Below are 23,916 nucleotides of genomic sequence, written 5' to 3' on the forward strand. Positions count from 1 at the left end.
TGTTGTAGAATTCTTTTAATTTAGGGAACTTCTTAAATAATTCTCTAGCAGAAATACTTTTAAGGATACGGACTACGTCCGTAGGTGCAATTGTTGGCTTGGTTGATATAAATAAATGAATATGGTCGGGCATTATTTCTATTTCTTTAATTTCAAATTCATATTGAGTGCTAATAATCCAAAGGATTTGTTTCAACTCTGATTCTACGTTCCCTTTTAACACATTAAATCTAAACTTTGGACACCATATAATATGGTATTGGATAAGGAATTTACAATGATTTAATCTATTGTATTCGCTCATTTTTCACCTTAAAATCTTAAAATCAAAACTCTATATGTGAATTTTACCACACAGGAATGTATGTTCTCAATACATATTTTGAAAGAAAGTCGCTCAAATAGGGCAGTCCGAAGACTACCCTTGAGCGAAGCCCTTACATCGACGGGGCAAGCCCGCGTGGTTTTACGGGCTATTTCTATAACAAATAATTTTTAAATGACTGCCAATCTACAATTTAAATATCATATGAAATCGAGTATGAGAACCGCACATGGTTTTATACTCGATTTTTTGTTTTGTATGTGATTATGACGGTATAACCCTTAAAACAACGTCTTATTTTAACAGAAACAAGGGAAAATATGTTAAAATGAATACGAAGATTATGAATATTTCACTTAAACTAAACTCAAGATGGAGGTTAGCTTAATGAACATCTTCTTTAACGTCTTAATGCTATTTGCTAATTTTTTACTCATCGCAGTCTTAATCGGATTTCTTACATTTTTTATGAGCTTATTTTTCAAGAAAAGAAGTACACTGATTGCTTCTGTGATTATAGTGATTTTTGGAACCCTCTTTATTGTGGACCAAATGCAATATACAACTTTTCAAAAGTTAGTTTCAGACCAGCTCAATGAAGAAAGTATTGTTGAAAGTATTTCGATAACGATTAATGATGTGTCTGAATCTGGTGGTTTACCAGTGAGGGTAGCGCGTGTGAAAATAGAAGATGAGGAGATTATTAAACGTATATTGCAAGATTTTTCAGATATGGAACTAAAAAGAGATGTCGATGCCCGTCAGACAGGAAGAGACTATTCTGTTAGAATCCTAACAACAAATGAAGTTAAGGAGAATTTTTTAGAAACTAGTAGTATAAGCTTGGAGTTGGATGATTACTATGTCAATGAGTATGAAATAGTCAATAAGACAGTTCATTTAAAGACCATTGAATCACTGGTTGAAAATGATGAAATCGATTGGGATTACTATGAGTAATTTATTGCTAAAAAATTTTACCACGAAAATAAATTAAGTTATTTAAAAAGAACAACGGTTAACAATAAAAATATTATGTTAACTACAATTCGAAATAATCCCTAATCAGTTTATAAAATGAATGAGTCTGAAATCTTGTTTGATTAAGGTTTATAAATCCTGTTGGCGTTTAACTTAGATATAAGGCGGAGACGGACCAAACAAGGTTATACCGCTATATTTTAACAAACGCAAACAGTAAGGAATTCTTTATCCAAAAGGCAATTGGATGGGCCTTAAGAGAATACTCTAAAACAAATCCAGAGTCGGTACGACAATTTACCAGTGAAAATACCCTTGCTAAATAAAGCTTTCGAGAGTGTAGTAAATACCTGTAAACCGTTTAAAGTGAAATTAGGCAAACGGTAAAAACGTAAGCAATATTGCCAGACACAAAAAAGAGGTGGAAAAATGGGAGAGAAGAATGATTATGTGTGGTATGCAAGCTATGGTTCAAATATAAATGTTGATCGATTTTTATGCTATGTACAAGGAGGACAGCCGTTTGGCTCATCGGAAATTGAGGTAGGATGTAGAGATGACTCCCTTCCAATTGATGAGAGTACATTTATTATTAATCACCAACTCTACTTTGCAAAAAAGGCTGCAAGATGGGACTCCGGGGGTGTCGCATTTATCGGACAGCAAAAAAGTAAAGATATCACATTAAGTAAGAAATATTTAATAACAGCAGAACAATTCTTCGACGTTGTAAAGCAGGAAAACAGTGGAATTGAATTTGAAATAAACTTAAATGATATAAAAGAAAAAGGGTCCCAAATACTTCGAAGCAATTCCTGGTACGGAAATATTCTATATCTTGGCGAAAGCAAAGGTTACCAGATTTTTACGTTTACAGCCCCATGGGATATGAATGAAGTAGAGTTGAGTAAGCCTTCCCATGCATACTTAGCCACCATTATTACTGGATTAAAAAAGGATTATTCAAACGAAGAAATCTATGACTATTTTAATACCAAATCAGGGATAAAAGGAAACTATTCTCCTGAGGAATTAGCTCATTTGATCTTTTGATCTGAGAATTAATAGCTTTGTACAAAAGAAAAAAATAAAATTTCATGCCACCATTTTAACACCTTCTTTCGATAACTATGATGAAGGTGTTTATTTTATATTTATGAAAGGTGGAAAATGAAATGAATAGTAACCTTATTTTGATGAGAGACCATTGTTAAATATTCCGTCATTAGCTACTGCAATTGGCTTAAATGAAAGCATTATTTTACAGCAGTTGCATTATTGGTTACAAAGAAGTACTAACATTCGGTTGGATGAGAAATGGGTCTATTTTACATGCGATCAATTGGGAGAGCAATTCCCATTCTTTTCAATCAGTACAATTAAAAGAGCGATATTACGACTTGAAGGCCGTGGTCTACTGAAATCAAGTCAATTTAATAAAATGAAAATAGATAAAACAAAATGATAGTCTATTGGGACATAGGACATTTCCTTCGTCCTGTATTTGACTTTTTTGACTGTAACATTTATTATTACAGTATAAGCGCTGCAGGTTCTATTTAGGTAGTGACAAAATTGGAGGTTGTAATTTGAATAGTGATTTCACATTAGCAGTTCACAGTTTAACTCTTTTGTCACTGCTTCCAGATCGAATGTGTTCAAGTGATGCCATTGCAAAGAGTGCTTGTGTACACCCAGTAAGAATCCGTAAAGTATTAGGTTTATTAAAGAGACAAGGGTTAATTCAGTCTAAAGAAGGAACTGGCGGGGGCTTTGTGTTTGTAAAAGATCCTGCTGACGTTACACTTTGGGAGTTATATAAACTGACATCGGAAGGATCACTGCTACCTAAATGTCCAAAAGCGAATTCAGAATGCATTGTGGGTTCAAGTATGAAAAGTGTCCTAACCTCGATATTTTCCGAAGGTGAACAGCACCTAGGGATTTTTTTAAACCAATATACAATTAAAGACATAATCAAACAAGTCAAACAGGAGCAATGAGCAAAATGCTTTTCATTTTCCAATTACTTAATTAAAATGTAAAATAAATCATTACAGTTAGGAGTGAATGAAATGAATGCTTTAATATCAAAAAACACTCAAGAAGTTGACGATAATCTAGACCTTAGCAAATATGGCAATACAATGCAAATAGGGCAAAAACAGATTATCTACTCTCCTGACAAGCCTACAATATCAGCTTTTTATTTGATGAAAGGTTGCGTTAAAATAGTTAATATTCAAAAAGGAACTTCTCAGGTCGTTAACAAGGGACAATTCTTTGGAGACCGTTCAATCTTTTATTCAAAGAATATTTATGCCGAAGCGTTAACAGATGTTGAAATAGTGGTAATTAACAATGATAATTTCCATAAAATGATTAAGCAAGATGTTGGGCTTGCGTTTCGCATTACTAAAGAACTATCAAATATGCTAGGGCGAAATGATCGAACTACTTCAAAAATGGACGACTATATCACAAAATTTAAAAATAAACGTAAAGATAACACTGGACAAGTACACAACAACGAGTGTCATTGTTAGTTATTCATTTGACATCATAACTCGTAATTATTTATTTAACATTATAACGCTTTTAGGCGGTGAGGGTAGTGGAACAGTTGGGAAATCATAAAGTTGGAGCATGGATTAAAGGAAAATGGAAGAATGGAGAATTATTTCACGGATTTATTGATAGTTATGAGCCGTTTTCTAGGAGTGTTAAAGTGAGAGTTGTGAAAAGTGATAATGAAGGTCTAGAAGGGAAGACGATTTCCGTGATCGAATCAAAAATAGAAAGATTAGGAACAACGATTACCTATTCAAGAGAGGCGATCTTAAACTTAATAGATGTGGCACTTTTAATAAAAGATGAAAATTGGTTTAAGGAGTTATCATTACAATTAGAATGTGTAAACGAAAAAGAAGAAAATAAAGATTCTTCTTTTACAATAAAGAAAGAAAACGAGATAAAGCTAGAACACAAAAACCAAAAGGGGAGAAGATAAAAATGGCGATTGCAAATACTAGAAATAAAACATTTGATAATGACCCAAAACAAGGCGCCGTATTAGGAAAATTAGAGGGTCAGACAATAAATAACGAGTACAAAGGTAGTCAAAAAAGAGTAGGTAGTGAGCCAGAACCACAGGACAAAGAAAAACTTATCCTAAAGATTGAAACTGGAATGGCGTGTGGGCCAGGTGGTATGTGTTAGAAAATATGAGTATGACTTTTGGCGATTATTGGATTTTGACAATCTTATCGTAAATTTCCGATTTAAAGTGAGTTTGAATACAGCATGAGTTTATACACTCATGGGAAATGTCAACAATCCTAAGAAGTAGCCTCGAATCTGAGGCTACTTCTTACTTTTTAATGATAAGAAACGATTTTGTCTAATTTAAAGCGGTGATGCTCATAGCCTTCAGTATCAGCAATACCGAAAGGTACCATTGCTGCAAATTTAACATGTTCGGGAAGACCTAATATTTCTTTTACTTTTTCTTGATCAAAACCGAGCATTGGGACACTTGAGTATCCGTGTCCTTGTAATGTAGTTACGGAGGTTCCGCTTTAAGAGGCTATAAAGGGTAAGGATATTGAAATTGAGTGGATGCCTTATGAGTTACGCCCATATCCAACAAAAACGTTATAACCAGAAGGAGAATACCTACAATCAACTTGGGAACATCACGTTTACCCGATGGCAGAAAGACTTGGTGTTAAAATAATATTGCCAAGGGTTTCGCCACAACCTTATACCCATTTAGCATTTGAAGGTTATCAATATGCAAATAAGAAAAGCGCAGGGCGCCCACCTTTCGGCGACAAGCATAAGACGAGCCCTGACTGAAGGCGTTTTTTGCCTTCGGGAAGGGATTGGCTTATACCATAGAGCCGATGGCGCCCGGAGCTAGACACTAAAACTAGGTACAAACTTTTATACTTTCTTATCTTTAGAAAAAGGAAAAGCGAATGAATACAACCATCGTATGTTCACAGCCTTTTTTCAAGAAGAACAAGATATAGGCAAAATTGAAATCTTAGTAAATTTAGCGGGAAAGTTAGGGCTCGATCAAGAAAAATTCAAAGAAGCTTTAGAAACAAGGAAATACAAAAATGCTCATCAACAAGCATTACAGCATGTCTACAATGAGGCCAATATACAGGCTGTTCCTACATTTATAATAGGTAAAACAGAACTTCAGGGTGCTCGTTAGAAAGAGGTATTAGAACAGATTATTGATGACGAACTATACAAAGGGAACAAAAGGACCTGACCCACAGTACGTTACAGCTTTAACGCGTTGGGGTCAGGCACCTGAAAAAATTACATAAAATCAAAAAAGTACCGAATCACATGGAAAAAGATTGGCGTAGTATAGGTTAGGCTATCAACTCGGCTAAGGTAACTTTCTTTGGGTGACGTTAATTTTTCTTCATCACCAATTAATAAATCACGTTTTAATACGGATATTGTAAGGGCTCCAAAAAAGCCTCCAAAACCAATAAGTAGGCCTGAGATGATACCAAATTTCACATCAAAAGGTGTTAGGTAAGGATATATAAAATAAGCTACAATGGTCGTAATGATTGTTGCTCCTACAAAACCTTCCCAAGATATATTTGGGTTTGCTGTGGGCACAACCTTTCTTTTTCCGAAATAGAGAGAAATTAAAAAATGTACAACATCATTAAGCTGTGTTAATAAAACTAAGAACAATACTAGATTTGCTCCATATTCTGGTGAGGCAAATTGGAAGTATGCTAGATGACTTAACCCAAAAACCATTAGCATTAGTCCCCATTGAGTGGAGCTGACTGATCGTAAAAGTCCGACGGTACCTTTGTTTCCCAGTATTCTAGGTAATGGTAAGAACAAAAAGACATAAATCGGAATGAAAACAATAAACATCCCGTACCACTCGATGTAGATCCAATAAAATTGTATAGGGATTGATAAATACGCCCACAAAAAGGCTCGTCGATCAACTTTCCTCGTTTTGATCATTGAATAATATTCTTTAAGGGCAAAAAAGCAAAGCACCATTAATGATATCAAAGAAACGACCGGATTAAATAATGTAGCAAAAACAAAAATAACAAACATTCCCCACCATGTTTTCACTCGCAAAGAAAGGGAAGAAAAATCCTTGTCGGGCTGAATCTTGTTAATGATGCTAAATAATAAACTAATCGTTAGTAAACTAATAAAAATAACTAACTGTGTCCAGAGTGTGGTAGTCAACCTCTCACCAACTTTTACTATTTATATTTTTAAGATCCGTCAAGTATAATTAATCATAGGATAAAAATGTCATTTTTAAAAGAGGTAATAAAATGGAAACGACACGAAGTGTATATATTATGCTCACCGATACAGGTACCTTCTTACAAAATCGATAAAAAAATACACAAAGGCTCCTTATAACCACGCCTCAATCGCCTTCGACTCTGATCTACAAGAGTTATATAGTTTCGGCCGAAAAAAACCAAACAATCCTATTAATGGTGGTTTTGTGAAGGAGGATATTTTTGAGGGCACCTATAGTAAATATCCAGAAACAACATGCGTAATCTATAGAATAGAAGTTTCCGTTCGAGATGTTGAAAAAATGAAGCGAGTGATAAATGTCTTCAAGAAAAATAAAAACAAATTTCTATATAACTTACTTGGCTTAGTAGGGGTCTCTCTAAATGAACCCGTAGAGTTCAGCAACTCTTACTTTTGCTCTCAGTTTGTTGCGGAAATTCTCCATCGATCAGGGATTCGCCTGTGGGATAAACTCCCAGCACTCATTACCCCTGACGATTTCCGAAACAACCCACGATTCCAACCAGTGTATGAAGGTAGATTATTTGATTATGAACCGGTAAAAAGACGGTTTTCTCGGTAGAAAGTAAGGAATAATCTTCAGTGAAGAGCCTGTCCTCCAGTCCTATAAAGTTTTAATGGAGTGGGGGACTAGCCACTATATTGTTCCTATTTAGGTGTGATTTTGGTATAATCGAAGTAGCCATAATGAACTCCTTTCGGGATAGTTGATTCAACACTTCTATTTTACCGAAGAAAGCTCATTTTGGCTTTTCTTTTTAAAAGGTTAGAAAGTATGAAAGTTTGTACTTAGTCTTAGTGTCTAGCTCCGGGCACCCTGTGCTTTTCTTAATAACTATAGTAACCTTTACGAGACGAGGGAATGAAATGAAAGTATCCTTATTTATTACGTGTTTAGCCGATGTCTTTTACCCAGGTGTCGGTAAAGACGTCATTGAAATTCTAGAACGAAATGGCTGCGAAGTAGATTTTCCTGAAAATCAGACTTGCTGTGGCCAGCCAGCATACAACAGTGGATATCATAAAGACACAAAAAAGGTAGCCAAACATATGATTCACACATTTGAACATGCTGATTATGTTGTGATGCCATCAGGTTCATGTGGAGCTATGATCCATGAATATGTTCACTTGTTTGAGGATGACCCAATTTGGAGAGAGAAAGCAGCTACATTAGCAACCAAGACGTTTGAATTCACGCAATTTCTTGTAGATGTACTTAAGAAAGAGGATGTTGGAGCCGTTTTCTCTAAGAAAGTAACGTATCACACCTCATGTCATATGACTCGTCTATTAGGGGTCAAAGATGCACCAATGAAATTATTAGAAAATGTGAAAGGATTAGAGTTTACTAGTCTACCAAATAAAGAAACATGTTGTGGCTTCGGAGGGACATTTTCAGTGAAAATGGTACCGATTTCAGAGCAGATGGTCAATGAAAAAATTGAACATATCGAAGAAACGGAGGCAGAGGTTTTAATAGGTGCTGATTGTGGTTGCCTCATGAATATTGGTGGAAGAATTGAACGTCAAGGAAAACCAATTCAAGTGATGCATATTGCACAAGTATTAAACAGCAAATAATAACAAAAGGTGGTGAATACGATGCCCATTAAGATTAGCGAGGATAAATTTTTTGACCGTGTCAATAAAGGACTTAAAAATGAGTTTATGAGAAATGCAATGGTGTCGGCACAGGAAGGATTGAAAGGTAGAAAACTCAATGCACAAGAAGAACTAGGAAACTGGGAAGAGTGGAGATTATTAGCTGAAGAAATTCGTCAACATACATTAGAGAATTTAGACTACTATTTAGATCAGCTTTCTGAAAATGTTAAGAAAAGAGGGGGACATGTTTTCTTCGCTCAAACGGCGGAAGAAGCAAATGAGTATATTACCAACATAGCCAAGCGAAAAGAAGCAAAAAAGGTAATTAAATCTAAATCGATGGTAACAGAAGAAATTAGTATGAATGAAGCGTTGGAGGCAGCTGGCTGTGAGGTAATAGAGTCTGATTTAGGAGAATATATCCTTCAAATAGATGATCACGATCCTCCGTCTCATATTGTTGCTCCTGCGTTGCACAAAAATAAGGATCAAATCCGGGACACGTTTAAAGAAAAGAAAGGCTATACGAAGTCTTCGAAGCCTGAAGAACTTGCTTTGTTTGCTAGAGAACAGTTACGGGAAGAGTTCTTATCAGCTGATATTGGCATCACCGGCTGTAACTTTGCAGTTGCTGAATCAGGTGCAATTTCACTTGTCACAAATGAAGGAAATGCTAGACTTGCCACATCCCTACCTAAAACGCAAATTACGGTTATGGGTATGGAGAGGATCGTACCGACTTGGGAAGAACTCGATGTTTTAGTAAGCATGCTTTGTCGAAGTGCAGTCGGACAAAAATTAACTAGTTATATTACTGGATTAACAGGTCCTAAAGAAAATGGAGAGGTTGATGGTCCTGAGGAATTCCATCTTGTTATTGTTGATAATGGACGATCTAATATCTTAGGGACAGAGTTCCAATCGGTGCTTCAATGCATTCGTTGTGCAGCTTGTATCAATGTTTGTCCAATATACCGCCATGTTGGTGGACATTCCTATGGGTCGATATATCCAGGACCAATTGGTGCAGTTCTTTCACCATTACTCGGTGGGTATGACGAATACAAAGAGTTACCATTTGCGTCCACTTTATGTGGTGCATGTACGGAAGCTTGTCCTGTCAAAATCCCACTTCATGATCTCTTAATAAAGCATCGCAGGAACATTGTAGAAGAGCAAGGTAAAGCTGGGGTTGGTGAAAAGCTTGCTATGAAGGGGTTCTCCTTAGCTGCAAGTTCACCAAAGCTTTATAACTTGGGTTCTAAAGCAGCACCAACAATGATGGGACCATTTTCAAGTGAAGGTAGAATTAAGAAAGGCCCCGGACCTATTAAACCATGGACTGATATTAGGGATTTTCCAGAGCCAAGTAAACAGAGCTTTAGAGAGTGGTTTAAAAAGCGTGAGAAAGGTGGCGACAAATCATGACAACTGGTAGCATCCAAAATAAAGATCGTTTTTTAAATCAAATTGCGAAAAATCTAGGTCGCAATCGTAAAACAACACCTGTCGTCAGACCAAACTGGAAGCACCAACCACAGTATGAAGTGTTCAAAGGATTTAGTCAGGAACAATTAGTAGATATCTTAAAAGAACAATGCACGAAAATTCATACACAAGTGGAAGAAGTGACAACTGAGATTCTTCCAGAAGCCTTAGAAAAAATTGTAATTAGTTTGAACGCTAAGTCAATTGTTAGTTGGGATGATAGACGGTTTGTAGAGTACGGGGTGGACAGCTATTTTGGCAGAGCATCCTCACTAGGTGTCGATGTTCATAAATGGGATCCCAGTATCAAAGATGAAAATGTAAAGATCGCTGAAAAGGCCGATATCGGTATTACCTTTTCGGATATGACATTAGCTGAATCAGGCACTGTTGTTTTACTAAGTGGTAAGGGAAAAGGGAGATCAGTCAGTTTGCTGCCAACCAACTACATAGCCATTGTTCCAAAGAGTACGATTGTTCCTCGTATGACACAAGCTACTAATTTTATTCACCAAATGCAAGAGGAAAAAGGAATTGTTCCTTCCTGTATAAATTTTATATCTGGACCAAGTAATAGCGCTGACATTGAAATGAATCTCGTTGTTGGTGTCCATGGCCCAATAAAAGCTTACTATTTAATTGTTGAAGATAAATAATAAAAATAATTAGTTTGCTCATTATTTATAATTTTTCTGCAAGTATATTAATAACATTCTCGACTTGATCCATTGCTTTAGAAAAGTGTTCTTCACTCATTCTGACTTTTTTGCAAAAAACCTTGAACACTATTAATATGTTTCACCATTAACTCGCTGGCAAGTGCTGCATTTCGTTGTTTCATTGCCTGAAGAATATCCTTGTGAAATTGCAGTGACTCGTTCATGACTCCTTGAACAGTTACCGCTTTTACTTGAGCCTGTTCAATTAAATTATTGATAGATTGGTATAGATTATACATGACTAGGTTATAGGATGATTTGGCTATTTTTTCATGGAAATCTAAATTTGCCGAGACATAATCGTCCATATTATTAACGTTAATGGCTAATTCCATATCTTCGATGCTTTGCTCGATTGCCATAAAGTCTTCGGATGTCGCTCTTGTGGTAGCGTAAAAGGCCATTCGCTAAACTAAAATATTGATAATACTTAACTATAAATTATAAATATAGCTGGAGGATTGGGAATGCTGGTTGTTATCGTCCTCCATTCGTTGAGCTTAAGATAGGAGATAAGCAGATACAGAATGTCCTAACATTTGTAGTAATTAACAAAGCAGAAGAATCTAGACCAACAAAGCATTATGCTGAAGAAAAACATACGTGGTTTGGGCGCCATCTCCAGTTCATAAACGTGTTGGGAGACATGTGCTTCTTTAAAACTCCCCCTAGTTTGAAATGACAACTAGAGGGAGAAATTTTAACCTAGCTTTTTGTGTCTAGCTTCGGGCTCCTAACACCACCCCTGCGTATTTCTTAGAGATATGGACTTTCATGCTTAGCTTTCAGTTGGTTCCAACGACGTTCTACCTCATCGCGAAACTCTTGAAGCATTTCTCCACTTTCTTCTTTTAGTAAATGCTTCGTTTTCCCCATTAATTCGAGCCATCCTGTAACATCGATACGTTTGTTCTTGGCTTCAGGATCATATGTTACTGTTGTGATCCCTCGCTCCACTTCATAGAGAGGGAAGAAGCAGGAGTCAACAGCTGCTCCTACAATGGTTTGCCCTAATTCATCCTTTGATTTCCAATTCAGTGGACAGGTAATTAAAATCTTGCCGTACACCAAACCTTCATTTTTAGCATACCACTGCGCTTTTGCTGCTTTTTTCAATAAATCTCGATCAAAGGCCTCTGTTCCAGTAAAGATATAAGGAATATGGGTGGCAGCCATAATTTGTGCTGTATCTTTATGATGGAACGGTTTTCCGTTTTGGAAACCACCAATGTTAGATGTACTGGTCATGTGACCCATTGGTGTTGAATAAGAAAGCTGACTTCCAGTATTCATATAGCCTTCATTATCGTATTCAAGAATGATCATTTTATGGTTCCGTAAAGCTGTTCCAATCGCAGGTCCCATTCCAATATCCATCCCACCGTCACCAGTCACCATGACAAAAGTAAAGTCATCACTTAAGCCAAGTTCTTCGAATTCTCCACGTCTTTTACGTTCATGGAACATTTCAACAAGTCCTGATAAAGTCGCAGAACCATTTTGGAATAGGTTATGGATATAAGTTGCTTTATGAGAGCTATATGGATAGCCAGTCGTAACTACCATGGCGCAACCTGTATGGAACAAGGCCACAATGTCACCTTCGATTCCTTTGAAGAACAGTTCAAGTCCTGAAAAAATACCACAGCCAGGACATGCGCCATGACCAGAAGCAATCCGTTTTGGTTTTTTCGTTAAGCTCCGTAAAGGAGGGATCTTCACATTGAGTTCTCCGGTTTCATCATTTGGAGTTACCGTTATTAATCCAGTATTTAAATCTTCCTTTTTCAGTGGATTTACGACTCGTTCCGGAGTCAATCCAGGCTTTCCAGGAGAATGCCCAAAATAATCAAAAGGTTTTTCTACGAAATCTTTTTCAATAGCATCAGTCGCTAATTGGAAAAAGTGTTCTGCATCATCAGCATAAAAATCTTTTCCACCTAATCCGTAAATTCGGTTGATTACTTTTGTACTACTATTTCCATGAGTTTGTAAAGCTGCTCTAACTTCTAGAGCCATATTCCCACCATATGCCCCATATGAGTCTGCGCGATCACCGACAGTAACCGCTTTCACATTTTTTAAACACTCAGCAAGTTGTTTTTGTGGGAATGGGCGAATCATATTGGGAGAAATAACCCCAGCCTTAATTCCCTTAGTGCGGAGTCGATCGACGACATCCTTACACACTTCAGCCGCAGAATTAAGCATAAAGACCGCAACTTCTGCATCATCCATTCGGTATAAATCTAATAGGGGATATTCTCGTCCTGTCAGTTCAGTATACTCTTTAGATATTCTCTCAAAAACCATACCAGCATTATACATCGCTTCAGATTGTTGATAGCAATTATTGATATAATCTGGCTCATTCATATACGGACCGATCGTAACTGGGTTTTCTCGATCTAAAGCGTGAGGGAAGTTCGTCGGCATTTCACCAATAAACGCATGAACATCTTTTTTATTTTTTATAACCTGTACACGTCTCTTTTGATGGGATGTAAAATAGCCATCGAATGATACGATAACGGGTAACCGAACCTCAGGATCTTCGGCTAGTTTAATAGCAATAATGTTCATATCATAGACAATCTGTGGATCGCGCGCCATTAAAATTGGCCACCCAGTATTTAGCGCGAAATATAAATCAGAATGATCACCATGAATATTTAGAGGACCAGATATAGAACGATTTACCAAGTTCAATACCATTGGAAAACGGGTTCCAGATTGAACTGGTAATTGCTCAAGCATATATAAGAAACCATTCGCACTCGTAGCGTTAAACACACGACCGCCACCCGTAGAAGCGCCGTAACAAATACCAGCAGAACCATGCTCTCCATCAGCTGGGATCAATACAATGTCATGTTCTCCTTTTGCTTTCATACCATCTAAGAACTGGGCCACTTCAGTAGAAGGGGAAATAGGGAAATATCCCATCACATGATAGTTAATTTGGTGTGCTGCATAGGCAGCCATCTCATTGCCTGACTCGAAAACAATAGATTGTTCAATCGTTCCTTTTTGACCTTTTACTGTTCCATTTGTTAAGTCTACCGCCATCTTTTTTTACCACCTTTCCTTACTTTTTTATTAAATCAAATAAATGGGGAACTCGATTTGATTCCGCATAGCCATCATCATGTTCTCTTTCATCTGTAAGCGCTTCCACTGGGCATGCATGAACGCACTTCAAACAACCCTTACAATATTGGTAATCAATCCCTTGTAGGAACATTTGTGGTCGTCCCCGTTTATCCTCTTTCTCTTCCCAAACAAAACAAAAGTCAGGACAGGCCGTATCACAGGCAGCGCAATTAATACACTTTTCTTCATGAAAATGAGGGAGCATGCCTGCGCGCGAAATACTTAAATCTTTTAAAAAACTATTTCCAGGATTTGTGATCGTTCCACCCATTGGTTGATTTTCATAGCCAAGAGCAGCTTCAGCTCTTACAAAAGGTGTAAGGTCTGCATCTTTGTTGGGGGTGAAGATCTTGAACTCTACTTCATGATAGCCACGGTCAAACGTACGAATATTTGGCTCCACTAAATGTGGATACTTATTCTCAAACGTGCGTCTAATCGTAGCCTTCATTGACTCAGGGTCCAAGAAATCTAGTATCCGATAAAGCGCACCTAGCATCGCAGTATTTACTTTTGTTTGCTCTTCTAAGGCGATTTCTGTTGCATCAATAACAGCGACAATTCCGCCTTGAATGTCCATTAGATCCTTAAGCTTTTCAGGTGATTTCTTTGAGTTGACTAACACGGTGCTATCACTAAAAATACCACTTGTACAATTGATTGTTTTAAATAAGGCATCATGGAATATTCCAACAACGTGAGGGCGTTCTATAGGTGTGGTATCTCGTATGTTTGTGTCAGGTTCACAAAAGCGAATATGCGCTTTTACAGGTGAACCCTTTTTTTCAGAGCCGTAAGATGAGAACCCGATTCCATTAAGTCCATTTCCAACAACTCCATCTTCAGAAAGCATTTTTCCTGCTAAATTGGCTCCCAATCCACCAATAGATTCCAAGCGAATTTCAAAAAATCCTAATTCATTCACTTTAGGTAATTGTGTCAAAAAGATTCCTCCAATCAATAACGAAAATGTAGGTAGACTAATAGATTGGAAAATTATAAATTTTCCAATAAATCATAATTTGATTGTAACAGGATAGAAAATGAAATACAACAGAGTAATCATTTTAAAGGTAAAATTAATGAAGCATTTATTTTAGGTGGGGGTGTGCATACATTTTAGAGAAAAAAAGAATCTGTATTCCAATCTCCTGTTATAATACATATGAAAGTTGTGGTATAACAGTCGAAAAAGTTTGAGTGTTGATAAAAAGTAAAGATGGTAATATGAAGATTGAAGCAACAATGAAATAGAGTGTGAACCATCAGAGAAACGGCAGTCCTTAAAGAGGAAATTGATCTATCTAGAATCCTAATAGTATGTATGTTTGTTTTCGTATAAGACGTGGTAAGTAAATTTTAAAAATCTTAAGAAATTCTTCATTTTTCCCCTACTATTTACTTAAGAACTATTGTTTATACTAAGAACATTCCTAACAAGTGATTTCATGTTGGAAAGGAGGAGTTTTTGATGAATCAGTATGTAGTGTTGGTTGTAGATGATGACAAAGATATTCGTGATGGGATTGAAATCTATTTAAAAAATGAAGGTATGAAAGTAATAAAAGCGCAGGATGGTGTTGAAGCACTTGAGTGTTTAAATAAGCATGAGGTTCATCTGATACTCTTGGATATTATGATGCCAAGAATGGATGGGATAGCCGCAACGTTTAAAATACGTGAACAGAGGAGTATACCGATCATTATTTTAAGTGCGAAAAGTGAAGATACGGATAAGATTTTAGGTTTACAGATTGGTGCGGATGATTACGTAACAAAGCCTTTTAACCCATTGGAACTCATTGCAAGGGTAAAATCACAGCTAAGAAGGTATGTTACTTTAGGACCGTTTGAAGGGTTAAATAAAACAATTGATTTGAACGGACTTACAATCGACCAGGCTGCAAAGGAAGTTACGTTATATGGTGAGCCCGTAAAGTTAACACCTACCGAATATAAAATTGTAGAATTGCTGATGGTAAATGCTGGTCGTGTGTTTTCTATTTCTGAAATATACGAAAGGGTTTGGAATGAGCCTTGCTACAATTCAGAAAATACAGTAGCAGTGCATATTCGTGGAATTCGCGAAAAAATCGAAATTGATCGTAAGAATCCTAGATTTTTGAAGGTGGTATGGGGAATTGGATACAAAATGGAAAAGTAGAATTGGTATTTTAGCATGGCTAATTTTGTTTACGTACGGAGTCAGTGGTGTTTTCACAGCATTGTTCGATGATAATGATTTTACAAAACGTAGCTATTTTGAGACAAGAAAATTTGAAAATCATGTAGAGAGATTATTGAGTTATATTGATGCATTTGAAATTTCCTATCAATCGAAAGAAGACTTAACAAAGTCTCTCACTGTAACAAAGGATGAAATAGAGGAATATCGAAGCCGTTTTGGTGATTTTTCTGAACAGAAAAGCAGTATAGAATTGCAATACGAATCAAGAATTCAGGAAGCACAAAACGAAAAAGACCAAAAGGCTATTGATACTTTAATTGAAGAAAGAGATAAAAAAATTGAAGAAATCACAACGATTTTTGAAAATGATGAGTATGTTACAGAGCAAATATTATTAGGAAAACAAGAAAAATGGGAGGAGTACTATCAAGAGGTAGAAAGTCATCGTGCGGAATATGAAAAGTATAAATCTGCATTTTTTTATTACCTAAAAAACACACAATCTGCTCAAGTTTACACTAACCTGGAAGCCAAAGAAATTATTAATGAAGAAAATACACATTACATCAGTAGCTACCCAGCAAATAATCAAACATATCCTCTAATGAATGATCGACCATTAGTATGGAGCAATGATGAAGAAATATCGAATAGAGTAAGACAAAGTTCGAATGCCTTTTACGAAGGAGAGATTGGGATATCGAAAAACATTCCGAACTCTAATTTTATTATGTTAGAATATCGTGACTTTCAAGTTCAACGAACATTGTTTTGGATTTACACAGCTGGAGCTATCCTCGCTTTGCTACTTGCGATAATTATTGAAAAGAGGAAAAGCATCCTACGTAGAATTGTTCCTGAAATATGGAAGAATCTATATAATAAAGTTCCAATTGATGTTGCATTGTTTCTTTTTGCGGTATCTGCCATTCTAACACTAGCATTATCTTTTGAAAAACCCTATTTATTTTACAGTAATCAGATAACAGGAATGATAGAGATCATTTTCTATCATCTTATAACTATTACTATTATTTTTGGAATAACCATCGTACAGGGTGCTTATTTATACCGAAGACTAAAAGATGTCGGTTCGATCCGAGAAGACTGGAAACACTCTTTATTTGCAAGGTTTTTAAACTTGATTAGAAATGCGTTTCAAAATAGAAGGGTCGGAACACAAGTTTTCTTGATTTTGACGATAGTCTTTTTGTTTGGTCTAGTAACTGGCCTCCTTGGGGTTGACGAAAATTTCTTTGCTCTTTTAATTCCGGCATTTTTTATTGTGGGTATACCACTTTTCATCATTATTCTCAAACGGATTAGTTATTTTAATAAAATTCTGAGTAATGCAAGGGCATTAGCCAAGGGTGAATTTGAGGCTGATTTAAAGATTGTCGGAAAATCTGTTCTTGCTAACTTAGCCGAGGATCTGAATAAAATGAAATACGGTGTAAAAACATCACAACACGCCCAAGTAAAAAGTGAGAGGCTTAAAACCGAGTTAATTACAAATGTTAGTCATGATCTACGTACACCATTAACATCAATAATGACCTATTCTGAGCTTTTAAAAAATCCTAACTTATCTGAGGGTGAACGTAATTCATATATAGAAATTATTGATCGAAAATCAAATCGATTAAAGGTGTTAATCGATGATTTGTTTGAAGCATCTAAAATGGCTAGCGGGAACGTTGAGCTTGTAAAGGAAAGAGTTGATATCAATCAATTACTTCATCAAGCACTAGCTGAATATAATGAAACAATTAAAGAATCAACCATTCAATTTCGTGTTTCAACACCAGATAATCCTGTATACGCCCGAGTTGATGGCAAAAAAATGTGGCGTGTTTTTGAAAACCTAATTGGAAACATCCTAAAGTATTCTCTCGAAAACACAAGAGCTTACATTCATGTCAATGAGGAAAATGGTCAGGTCCTAGTAACATTTAAAAACATATCAAAATATGAGCTTAGTAATAATATTGACGAGCTATTCGAACGATTTAAACGTGGTGATGAATCCCGCCATACTGAGGGTTCAGGTCTAGGACTATCGATTGCCAAATCAATTATTGATTTACACGAGGGATCCTTAGATATTGAAGTGGATGCTGATTTGTTTAAGGTTGAGATTAAATTGGAGATGTTGGGTAAAAAATAGCAGCTTAAATTCCATTCGTTCATGCAACCTAAACAACACGTATAGAAAAATAGAAAGAATATTGGCTCGCCACTCGGCGAGTTTTCTTTATAAGATAAGAAAGTATAAAAATTTGTACCTAGTTTTAGTGTCTAGCTCCGGGCGCGCCTTGTGCTTTTCTTATACTATCAATCAGAGTTTATATGTTGATCCATTTAGACTTTAAAAACAGCATAATAGATCAAAATTCCCGGTATAATATACCTTGGTCGAAGAAGGATATATTTATATAAAAGCGAAAGAGATAGAGCACAGTGGCGGAAAGTAAACAAACAACTCTAGACGAAAAGTGGACTCTAGATGGGCTACCAAATGACAAGGAACCAACAGAAGAAAACATGGTTTAGGGAACAAGAAGAAAAGAAGAACAACCCTAAAAAATAGCGCAACCTATAAAAATGGTCTTTTTTGCAGAAACTGCAGAAAGGGCCTCTTTTTATTTACCCCTATCAGTGATTTCTAAATGGGTTCGAGTATCAAAAAAATATAACTCCGAAAAAATAAAAAACGGTAATCAAAAGAGCAATCTGATGCCCGAAATCTCGAAAAAAATAGAAAACGGTAATCAGAGGGGCAATCTGATGCCCGAAATCGCGAAAAAAATAAAAAACGGTAACCAAAAGAGCAATCTGATGCCCGAAATCGCGAAAAAAATAAAAAACGGTAACCAAAAGAGCAATCTGATGCCCGAAACTTCGAAAAAAATAAAAAACGGTAACCAAAAGGGCAATCTGATGCCCGAAACTCCGAAAAAAATAAAAAACGGTAACCAAAAAGGCAATTTGATGCCCGAAATTTCGAAAAAAATAAAAAACGGTAACCAAAAGAGCAATCTAATGCCCGAAATCGCGAAAAAAATAAAAAACGGTAACCAAAAGGGCAATCTGATGCCCGAAATCTCAAAAAAAATAGAAAACGGTAATCAAAAGGGCAATTTGATGCCCGAAATCTCGAAAAAAATAGAAAACGGTAATCAGAGGGGCAATCTGATGCCCGAAATCTCGAAAAAAATAAAAAACGGTAACCAAAAGAGCAATCTGATGCCCGAAATCTCGAAAAAAATAAAAAACGGTAACCAAAAGAGCAATCTGATGCCCGAAATCGCGAAAAAAATAAAAAACGGTAACCAAAAGAGCAATCTGATGCCCGAAATCGCGAAAAAAATAAAAAACGGTAACCAAAAGAGCAATCTGATGCCCGAAATTTCGAAAAAAATAAAAAACGGTAACCAAAAGGGCAATCTGATGCCCGAAACTCCGAAAAAAATAAAAAACGGTAACCAAAAGACGTTTTAATCGACCACCTTCTTAATGGAACCGTCTTATGCTTGTCGCCGGTAGGCGGGCGCCCTGCGCTTTTCTTTAGCTAATTAGAATTTATATCCATAAATTCTAAACTGCATTAGGTCAACTACACCTCTGTCTTCGCCCTTTGGGTTCGCCACTCGGCGAGTTTTCTTTATAAAATCTTAAGATTTTTAGTAAGAGATTCTTAATTTTTGTGCTTTATAATAACAGCAGGATAGTAAGAAGTCAGCAAAAAAAGCAAGATATTTATATACTTTAAACCCTAGTGAATATTAATGGGAAAGTTCCCTATAGTGTTTAATTAATCGCATGAAATTAAAGAGAGGTGCTTCTAAATTGAAGAAAATTTTGTTATTCCCATTGTTAGATAGTTTGCCTTCGGGACATCATCAAGTAGCAAGTGCCATAACTGGATATGTTTCTAATAGATCAACTGACATTGAATGCAAAAAAATAGACTTATTGAATAGTTGGAACCCAGTAATAGAATCTATGATTACCAAAACCTATTTAAGATGGATTCAAAGATTCCCTAATTCCTATGCTTGGATGTACAGAAAGTTTGCTTATCAATCAAAGAAACAACGTTCTTATAAACACTACGATTTATTGTTTCTGAATAAGATGGAAAGGATTATCACTAAAGAAAAGCCTGATTTAATTATTTGTACCCATGCTTTCCCATCCTATTTAGTAAACAATTTAAAAAAGTCGGGTGCGTGTAAAGTTCCAACATTGAATATATATACAGACTTTTTCATTAATGATGTGTGGGGAAGAGAAATGGTGGATTACCATTTTGTTTCTGACAGCAGTATGAAGTCCAATTTAATGAGTCATTATTCACTACCAGAGAGAAGAATATGTACTACAGGTATCCCTATAGACGAAAGCTTTTCTAATACATCCCACCAAAAAAAACCTGCTAGGGAATTTACCCTTATTCTTACTGGGGGTAGTGCAGGTCTTGGTAAAATCAACGAGCTATTAAAAAATGCTAAACATGAACAACAATTAAAATTTTATGTTTTGTGTGGGAACAACAAACAGCTATTCGATGAAATTGCCAAACTAAATGACAAAAACATTCACCCCCTTCCTTATATTTCATCTCGAAAACAGATGAATGATCTGTACAATTTGGCAGATGCAATTATAACAAAGCCTGGAGGGGTAACGATTAGTGAGGCAATAAAAAAGAAAGTGCCGATCTTTATTCACTCCGCGCTTCCTGGACAGGAAGAAATCAACTTAAAGCACTTAAAAGAACAGGGACTTGTATTCACAATTAAGGCGGGAATCGACCCAGCAGAACAGATTCTTGAGGTATTGAGCAATGAGCCAAGAATGATGGAATATCAACGTTCATTACAACGGTATCTTAATACTCAAGACTTTAATGATCCTGAGGAAATCTTTTTATTTATCGAATCTATTCTAGCCACTAGTGAAAAAGACGTACAGAAAACTTTATTAAAAATCAATTAATCAATAAAACGTTGAAAATAGAATAGGAGGAGATCTTATTGATAGAAATAATCTTGCTCTGGTTAAAAGACATCGGACTTGTTGGACTATTTGCAGCAATGTTTTTAGAAGGTTCATCCCTCCCTTTTCCAGGTATAGCTGTTGTTTTAGCATATGGCTATATCCTGCCATTTAGTTATTGGAATACTGTTTGGGTAGCTGCTGGGATGAGCGTTGTTTATTGTTTGGCTAGCTTACTTCCTTATTTTCTAGGAAGTAAACTCGGAGAGCTATTTCAAAAGCGACCTAAAATTGGCTTACAAAAAGCTAAGGACCTTTTTGTTCATTATGGCGCATGGAGTGTGGCCATGTCCCGACCGTTTGGGCTTGGAAATTACATTTCATACGTAGCAGGAATGAGTAAAATGAAGTTGATTCCGTACTTACTTCTTACATTTATTGGTATTTATCCTTGGTCTTACGGGATGATTTTAGTAGGAAATTATTTTAATGGAAGTTATGAGGCATTTAAGGCTTTTTACCAGAACAATAGTGTTTATCTTTATATAGCTGCAGCCATATCATTCGGAATTATTTTTCTTTATTTCTTTATTAAAGATAAAAGGAACGAGCGAAGAACAACTGTAAGGGAAGGTGGAAACCATAGTGGATGAAACAGGAGTATCACTTGGGGGAGGTTGTTTACGAGGGGTCGCCCACATCGGAGCATTAAAGGAAATACTTTCACATAATATTGCAATAACCCATATTGCAGGAACAAGTGCTGGGGCCGTTATTGGTGGTCTTTATGCCTGTGGGTTACACCCTGATCATATGGTAAATGCCCTCGAATCTTTATCAATTCGAAAGCACCTAGATGTTGGCTTTAACCGTAAAGGCTGGTTAAAAGGTGATCGGATTTACAACACTTTTCTACAACTAACCGATGGGAAATACTTTTCGGATTTAGATATTCCCTTTGCAGTTGTATGTGTAGATTTAAATTCAAGAAAACTAACAATCATTAATGAGGGAGAAGTAGCCAAAGCATTACGTGCATCAATAGCCATACCTGGCGTTTTTTCACCAGTTGAAATTGGTAAAAAATTATTAGTCGATGGCTATATACTAAATAATAACCCCGCCGATGTCGTAAAAAACATGGGAGCTAAGCATGTTATAGCTATAAGAGTGCTAAGTTCTAACAGTCAAAACAAAACACCAACAAGCCTAATCTCTTGTGTAAATCGCTATATGGACATTGCGAGCTATACTCAAACTGATCAACTTCTGAAAAATCATGCAGACATCTTAATGGATATTGATTTGGTAGATGTGGGAAGGTTTGAAACAAAGTCACTTTCTAAAGTTATCCAACGTGGACAAATAGAAGCAAGCAAGGTTCTTGAAAAAGAAATAGCAAGAGGGTCAGTTGGTCATGTTATTTACATGGATCAATGGCTTAAGAAGACTTCAAGTTAATATGTTTTTTTAGGATCTGGGATAAAACGAATAATTATTCGACTCTTATGCTTTTAACACCTAATGGGGCAATTAAATTCGGCATCTTGACAGGAGTCCTTGCCATGTTTCTGGATGCCGCAATCGGTCATGGGCTATTTTGGAAAAATGACCCTTACTGGACATACTGGGTTACCGATGCTTTTTTAATTACAATGATTATCAGTCTTGGAACTTCTATCCTAGGTATTGGAATTTGGCAGGGAATAGTATTGATTGCTATTCAAGCCTTAACGTTGGAGGTTTATTATGAATTCCTTTCTCCTGTAGGTCTTCCGCAAGAGCCCTTTTGGCTTTCCCATTATGACATATGGACAACTGGATATTTAGTACATTATCTTGTTTATCTTGCTGGATTTTTACTTTCATTATGGATTTGGCGACGACGGGTTCATGTAAAGGAATTTATGAAGGTCATTAAACCGAGGAAGATTGCTCTTTTTTCATTAGTAACGGCGGTGATTATTCTACTCCTCGATGGTCTGATCACACACACAGTTATAATCGGTGATTATCCTGGATTTACTTTCTTCCTCCAAAGGCTAATTCTTGCGTTTGTTTTCTTGTTCGTTTGGAATAGTTATGTTGGTTTGGATATAAGGGGATTGATAAGTGGAGCTTTCTTGCTTAGTTTATTATGGGTGACATATAATATGTATCTTGGACCTCTAGGTTTACCAAGATATACTCCAACTTACCTAGGTTACAATGAACTTTGGTTTATGGCATTTCCAGGAGCCTTATCGTCCGCGTTAATTGGATTATTTATCACAAGAAGGTTTATGCCAATCGGGGATAATCTATTATGAGACGAGTTTCATTACTCTTATTATTAATTATATTAACCACTCAGAGCTTAGCGGCAGCGGAGGGTAGCGGATTACCAGCAAGTGCCAATACTTCAGGTAAAGGGGTAATTGTTACAGGTCCTGATCCATATAATTTTGAAAAAACAAAGCCTATTAATGGAATGATTTCAATCAGAGTCAATAATAAGGGAGATCGAGGTTCGCCGCTTCAAAATATAGATGAAATATTAGTAAAGGCCAAATTTTCAACTGACGCATCTGAATATGAAGAAACAATTACCGAACCTATGGTTAACCAAATTAATGGAAGAGACCCGACATGGTTTGGGGTTGTATATAATCAGAAAATGCTTGGTGATACCAAGACTGGGACAAGCAATCTGCCAGAAATGGAACCAGACATTGCACTTTGGGGCTGGGCGGAAGTGTATAAAGATGGAAAGTTAATTCAAACTAGAGTTCCAGCACATGTTAAGGTTATGGGAAAAGCGCCTTTAAAAGGAGTTAAATTACAGGTTGGTGTAGAAGGACAGACCCTTCCAAACACTGCAGATGGCTACATACATATTCAATGGCCAGAAGTAGACCAACTAGTAATGCCAAAGAAACAGCAAAAAACGAGGGAATGGCTTGGTTGGAGTGGATTAATACTTATTAATCTCTGGTTTGGTTGGCTGGCCGTTAAGGAGCCTTTGGTGGAAACATTAGAAGACACTAGTGAGTGAGGTGATTACTAACTTTTTTTCCATAAATACAAGAACACATTCTGAATGGTCGGGTTAGGAAAAAAAGAGGCATCACTTC

Annotated in this window: 24 protein-coding genes and 4 pseudogenes; 22 read left to right on the plus strand and 6 right to left on the minus strand. The window is 36.4% G+C overall.

Features of this window, described 5'->3' with window-relative positions:
- Nucleotides 1–304, minus strand: a 304-nt coding sequence (gene tnpA, locus PY093_RS10175; protein WP_275645788.1) for an IS200/IS605 family transposase, incomplete at its 3' end; no start/stop codon positions are given.
- Between the two features lie 408 nt (nt 305–712).
- Here tnpA and PY093_RS10180 point away from each other — a divergent pair.
- The 8 genes and pseudogenes from PY093_RS10180 to PY093_RS10215 all read left to right on the plus strand — a co-directional run bounded on the left by PY093_RS10180 (nt 713) and on the right by PY093_RS10215 (nt 4,525).
- Nucleotides 713–1,285, plus strand: a complete 573-nt coding sequence (locus PY093_RS10180) for a hypothetical protein (RefSeq protein WP_275645789.1) — start codon at nt 713–715, stop codon at nt 1,283–1,285.
- A gap of 173 nt (nt 1,286–1,458) precedes the next feature.
- A pseudogene (locus tag PY093_RS10185) lies at nt 1,459–1,632 on the plus strand (DNA alkylation repair protein); the annotation flags it as partial.
- A 103-nt stretch (nt 1,633–1,735) separates the two neighbouring features.
- Nucleotides 1,736–2,359: a hypothetical protein gene (locus PY093_RS10190; RefSeq protein ID WP_275645790.1), complete on the plus strand. Its 624-nt coding sequence runs from the start codon at nt 1,736–1,738 to the stop codon at nt 2,357–2,359.
- A 154-nt stretch (nt 2,360–2,513) separates the two neighbouring features.
- Nucleotides 2,514–2,771 (plus strand): hypothetical protein, encoded by a 258-nt coding sequence (locus tag PY093_RS10195; RefSeq protein ID WP_275645791.1) that lies wholly within the window; start codon nt 2,514–2,516, stop codon nt 2,769–2,771.
- Between the two features lie 124 nt (nt 2,772–2,895).
- Nucleotides 2,896–3,309, plus strand: coding sequence for an RrF2 family transcriptional regulator (locus PY093_RS10200; protein ID WP_275645792.1), 414 nt, complete (start codon nt 2,896–2,898; stop codon nt 3,307–3,309).
- Nucleotides 3,310–3,381: 72 nt separating this feature from the next.
- Nucleotides 3,382–3,852 (plus strand): Crp/Fnr family transcriptional regulator, encoded by a 471-nt coding sequence (locus PY093_RS10205; RefSeq protein ID WP_275645793.1) that lies wholly within the window; start codon nt 3,382–3,384, stop codon nt 3,850–3,852.
- A 68-nt stretch (nt 3,853–3,920) separates the two neighbouring features.
- Nucleotides 3,921–4,316, plus strand: coding sequence for an IDEAL domain-containing protein (locus PY093_RS10210; protein WP_275645794.1), 396 nt, complete (start codon nt 3,921–3,923; stop codon nt 4,314–4,316).
- 2 nt (nt 4,317–4,318) lie between these two features.
- Entirely contained in the window at nt 4,319–4,525 is a 207-nt protein-coding gene (locus PY093_RS10215) for a hypothetical protein (RefSeq protein WP_275645795.1), read from the plus strand.
- A 158-nt stretch (nt 4,526–4,683) separates the two neighbouring features.
- Here the strand turns inward: PY093_RS10215 and PY093_RS10220 are convergent, their stop codons facing one another.
- The gene (locus tag PY093_RS10220; RefSeq protein WP_275645796.1) at nt 4,684–4,833 is read right to left on the minus strand and encodes a nitroreductase family protein; all 150 of its coding nucleotides are present in this window, start codon (nt 4,831–4,833) and stop codon (nt 4,684–4,686) included.
- Here PY093_RS10220 and PY093_RS21415 point away from each other — a divergent pair.
- Together PY093_RS21415 and PY093_RS10225 are read left to right on the plus strand one after the other, a co-directional pair.
- Nucleotides 4,832–5,122 (plus strand): annotated as a pseudogene (locus PY093_RS21415) (thioredoxin domain-containing protein); the annotation flags it as partial. The gene PY093_RS10220 and the pseudogene PY093_RS21415 sit on opposite strands and share 2 nt — an antisense overlap.
- Before the next feature lie 154 nt (nt 5,123–5,276).
- Nucleotides 5,277–5,531: pseudogene (locus PY093_RS10225) on the plus strand (DsbA family oxidoreductase); the annotation flags it as partial.
- 110 nt (nt 5,532–5,641) lie between these two features.
- Here the strand turns inward: PY093_RS10225 and PY093_RS10230 are convergent.
- On the minus strand, nt 5,642–6,559 hold the full coding sequence (locus PY093_RS10230) for a phosphatidate cytidylyltransferase (protein ID WP_275645797.1): 918 nt from the start codon (nt 6,557–6,559) through the stop codon (nt 5,642–5,644).
- Nucleotides 6,560–6,651: 92 nt separating this feature from the next.
- Here PY093_RS10230 and PY093_RS10235 point away from each other — a divergent pair.
- From PY093_RS10235 to PY093_RS10250, 4 genes and pseudogenes are all read left to right on the plus strand, one after another.
- Nucleotides 6,652–7,208 (plus strand): annotated as a pseudogene (locus PY093_RS10235) (hypothetical protein).
- Nucleotides 7,209–7,513: 305 nt separating this feature from the next.
- The gene (locus PY093_RS10240) at nt 7,514–8,230 is read left to right on the plus strand and encodes a (Fe-S)-binding protein (protein ID WP_275645798.1); all 717 of its coding nucleotides are present in this window, start codon (nt 7,514–7,516) and stop codon (nt 8,228–8,230) included.
- A gap of 21 nt (nt 8,231–8,251) precedes the next feature.
- Entirely contained in the window at nt 8,252–9,682 is a 1,431-nt protein-coding gene (locus tag PY093_RS10245; protein WP_275645799.1) for a LutB/LldF family L-lactate oxidation iron-sulfur protein, read from the plus strand.
- Nucleotides 9,679–10,398 carry a LutC/YkgG family protein gene (locus PY093_RS10250; RefSeq protein ID WP_275645800.1) on the plus strand — a complete coding sequence of 240 codons (720 nt, stop codon included), beginning with the start codon at nt 9,679–9,681 and terminating at the stop codon, nt 10,396–10,398. Before PY093_RS10245 ends, PY093_RS10250 begins: the two co-directional genes overlap by 4 nt.
- A 92-nt stretch (nt 10,399–10,490) precedes the next feature.
- Here the strand turns inward: PY093_RS10250 and PY093_RS10255 are convergent, their stop codons facing one another.
- From PY093_RS10255 to PY093_RS10265, 3 genes are all read right to left on the minus strand, one after another.
- Entirely contained in the window at nt 10,491–10,865 is a 375-nt protein-coding gene (locus PY093_RS10255; RefSeq protein WP_275645801.1) for a GntR family transcriptional regulator, read from the minus strand.
- Nucleotides 10,866–11,217: 352 nt separating this feature from the next.
- Entirely contained in the window at nt 11,218–13,530 is a 2,313-nt protein-coding gene (locus PY093_RS10260) for a thiamine pyrophosphate-dependent enzyme (RefSeq protein ID WP_275645802.1), read from the minus strand.
- A 19-nt stretch (nt 13,531–13,549) separates the two neighbouring features.
- On the minus strand, nt 13,550–14,557 hold the full coding sequence (locus tag PY093_RS10265; protein WP_275645803.1) for a 2-oxoacid:acceptor oxidoreductase family protein: 1,008 nt from the start codon (nt 14,555–14,557) through the stop codon (nt 13,550–13,552).
- Nucleotides 14,558–15,085: 528 nt separating this feature from the next.
- Here PY093_RS10265 and PY093_RS10270 point away from each other — a divergent pair.
- The 8 genes from PY093_RS10270 (at nt 15,086) to PY093_RS10305 (ending at nt 23,837) form a co-directional block, all read left to right on the plus strand.
- Nucleotides 15,086–15,778, plus strand: coding sequence for a response regulator transcription factor (locus PY093_RS10270; protein WP_275645804.1), 693 nt, complete (start codon nt 15,086–15,088; stop codon nt 15,776–15,778).
- The gene (locus PY093_RS10275; protein ID WP_275645805.1) at nt 15,756–17,969 is read left to right on the plus strand and encodes a HAMP domain-containing sensor histidine kinase; all 2,214 of its coding nucleotides are present in this window, start codon (nt 15,756–15,758) and stop codon (nt 17,967–17,969) included. The genes PY093_RS10270 and PY093_RS10275 overlap by 23 nt, the downstream gene beginning before the upstream one ends.
- Before the next feature lie 437 nt (nt 17,970–18,406).
- Complete coding sequence (locus PY093_RS10280; RefSeq protein ID WP_275645806.1) at nt 18,407–19,303, plus strand: hypothetical protein; 897 nt, start codon at nt 18,407–18,409, stop codon at nt 19,301–19,303.
- A 348-nt stretch (nt 19,304–19,651) separates the two neighbouring features.
- On the plus strand, nt 19,652–20,803 hold the full coding sequence (locus PY093_RS10285) for an MGDG synthase family glycosyltransferase (protein WP_275645807.1): 1,152 nt from the start codon (nt 19,652–19,654) through the stop codon (nt 20,801–20,803).
- Between the two features lie 38 nt (nt 20,804–20,841).
- A complete protein-coding gene (locus tag PY093_RS10290; RefSeq protein ID WP_275645808.1) occupies nt 20,842–21,456 on the plus strand; it encodes a DedA family protein in 615 nt (204 codons plus the stop codon).
- Nucleotides 21,449–22,264, plus strand: coding sequence for a patatin-like phospholipase family protein (locus PY093_RS10295; protein WP_275645809.1), 816 nt, complete (start codon nt 21,449–21,451; stop codon nt 22,262–22,264). The genes PY093_RS10290 and PY093_RS10295 overlap by 8 nt, the downstream gene beginning before the upstream one ends.
- A gap of 104 nt (nt 22,265–22,368) precedes the next feature.
- Nucleotides 22,369–23,112 (plus strand): hypothetical protein, encoded by a 744-nt coding sequence (locus PY093_RS10300; RefSeq protein ID WP_275645810.1) that lies wholly within the window; start codon nt 22,369–22,371, stop codon nt 23,110–23,112.
- A complete protein-coding gene (locus PY093_RS10305; protein WP_275645811.1) occupies nt 23,109–23,837 on the plus strand; it encodes a hypothetical protein in 729 nt (242 codons plus the stop codon). Before PY093_RS10300 ends, PY093_RS10305 begins: the two co-directional genes overlap by 4 nt.
- The last annotated feature ends 79 nt before the right edge of the window (nt 23,838–23,916 follow it).

Origin of the sequence: Cytobacillus sp. S13-E01 (assembly GCF_029193815.1) — a bacterium.
GTDB lineage: Bacteria > Bacillota > Bacilli > Bacillales > Bacillaceae_L > Bacillus_BV.

Bases quoted from the DNA above. Each gene is read 5' to 3' on its own strand.
- PY093_RS10180 (WP_275645789.1), top strand. From the start codon at position 713: ATGAACATCTTCTTTAACGTCTTAATGCTATTTGCTAATTTTTTACTC.
- PY093_RS10190 (WP_275645790.1), top strand. From the start codon at position 1,736: ATGGGAGAGAAGAATGATTATGTGTGGTATGCAAGCTATGGTTCAAAT.
- PY093_RS10205 (WP_275645793.1), top strand. From the start codon at position 3,382: ATGAATGCTTTAATATCAAAAAACACTCAAGAAGTTGACGATAATCTA.
- PY093_RS10215 (WP_275645795.1), top strand. From the start codon at position 4,319: ATGGCGATTGCAAATACTAGAAATAAAACATTTGATAATGACCCAAAA.
- PY093_RS10220 (WP_275645796.1), bottom strand. From the start codon at position 4,833: ATGCTCGGTTTTGATCAAGAAAAAGTAAAAGAAATATTAGGTCTTCCC.
- PY093_RS10240 (WP_275645798.1), top strand. From the start codon at position 7,514: ATGAAAGTATCCTTATTTATTACGTGTTTAGCCGATGTCTTTTACCCA.
- PY093_RS10245 (WP_275645799.1), top strand. From the start codon at position 8,252: ATGCCCATTAAGATTAGCGAGGATAAATTTTTTGACCGTGTCAATAAA.
- PY093_RS10250 (WP_275645800.1), top strand. From the start codon at position 9,679: ATGACAACTGGTAGCATCCAAAATAAAGATCGTTTTTTAAATCAAATT.
- PY093_RS10255 (WP_275645801.1), bottom strand. From the start codon at position 10,865: ATGGCCTTTTACGCTACCACAAGAGCGACATCCGAAGACTTTATGGCA.
- PY093_RS10260 (WP_275645802.1), bottom strand. From the start codon at position 13,530: ATGGCGGTAGACTTAACAAATGGAACAGTAAAAGGTCAAAAAGGAACG.
- PY093_RS10270 (WP_275645804.1), top strand. From the start codon at position 15,086: ATGAATCAGTATGTAGTGTTGGTTGTAGATGATGACAAAGATATTCGT.
- PY093_RS10280 (WP_275645806.1), top strand. From the start codon at position 18,407: ATGGTCTTTTTTGCAGAAACTGCAGAAAGGGCCTCTTTTTATTTACCC.
- PY093_RS10300 (WP_275645810.1), top strand. From the start codon at position 22,369: ATGTTTCTGGATGCCGCAATCGGTCATGGGCTATTTTGGAAAAATGAC.
- PY093_RS10305 (WP_275645811.1), top strand. From the start codon at position 23,109: ATGAGACGAGTTTCATTACTCTTATTATTAATTATATTAACCACTCAG.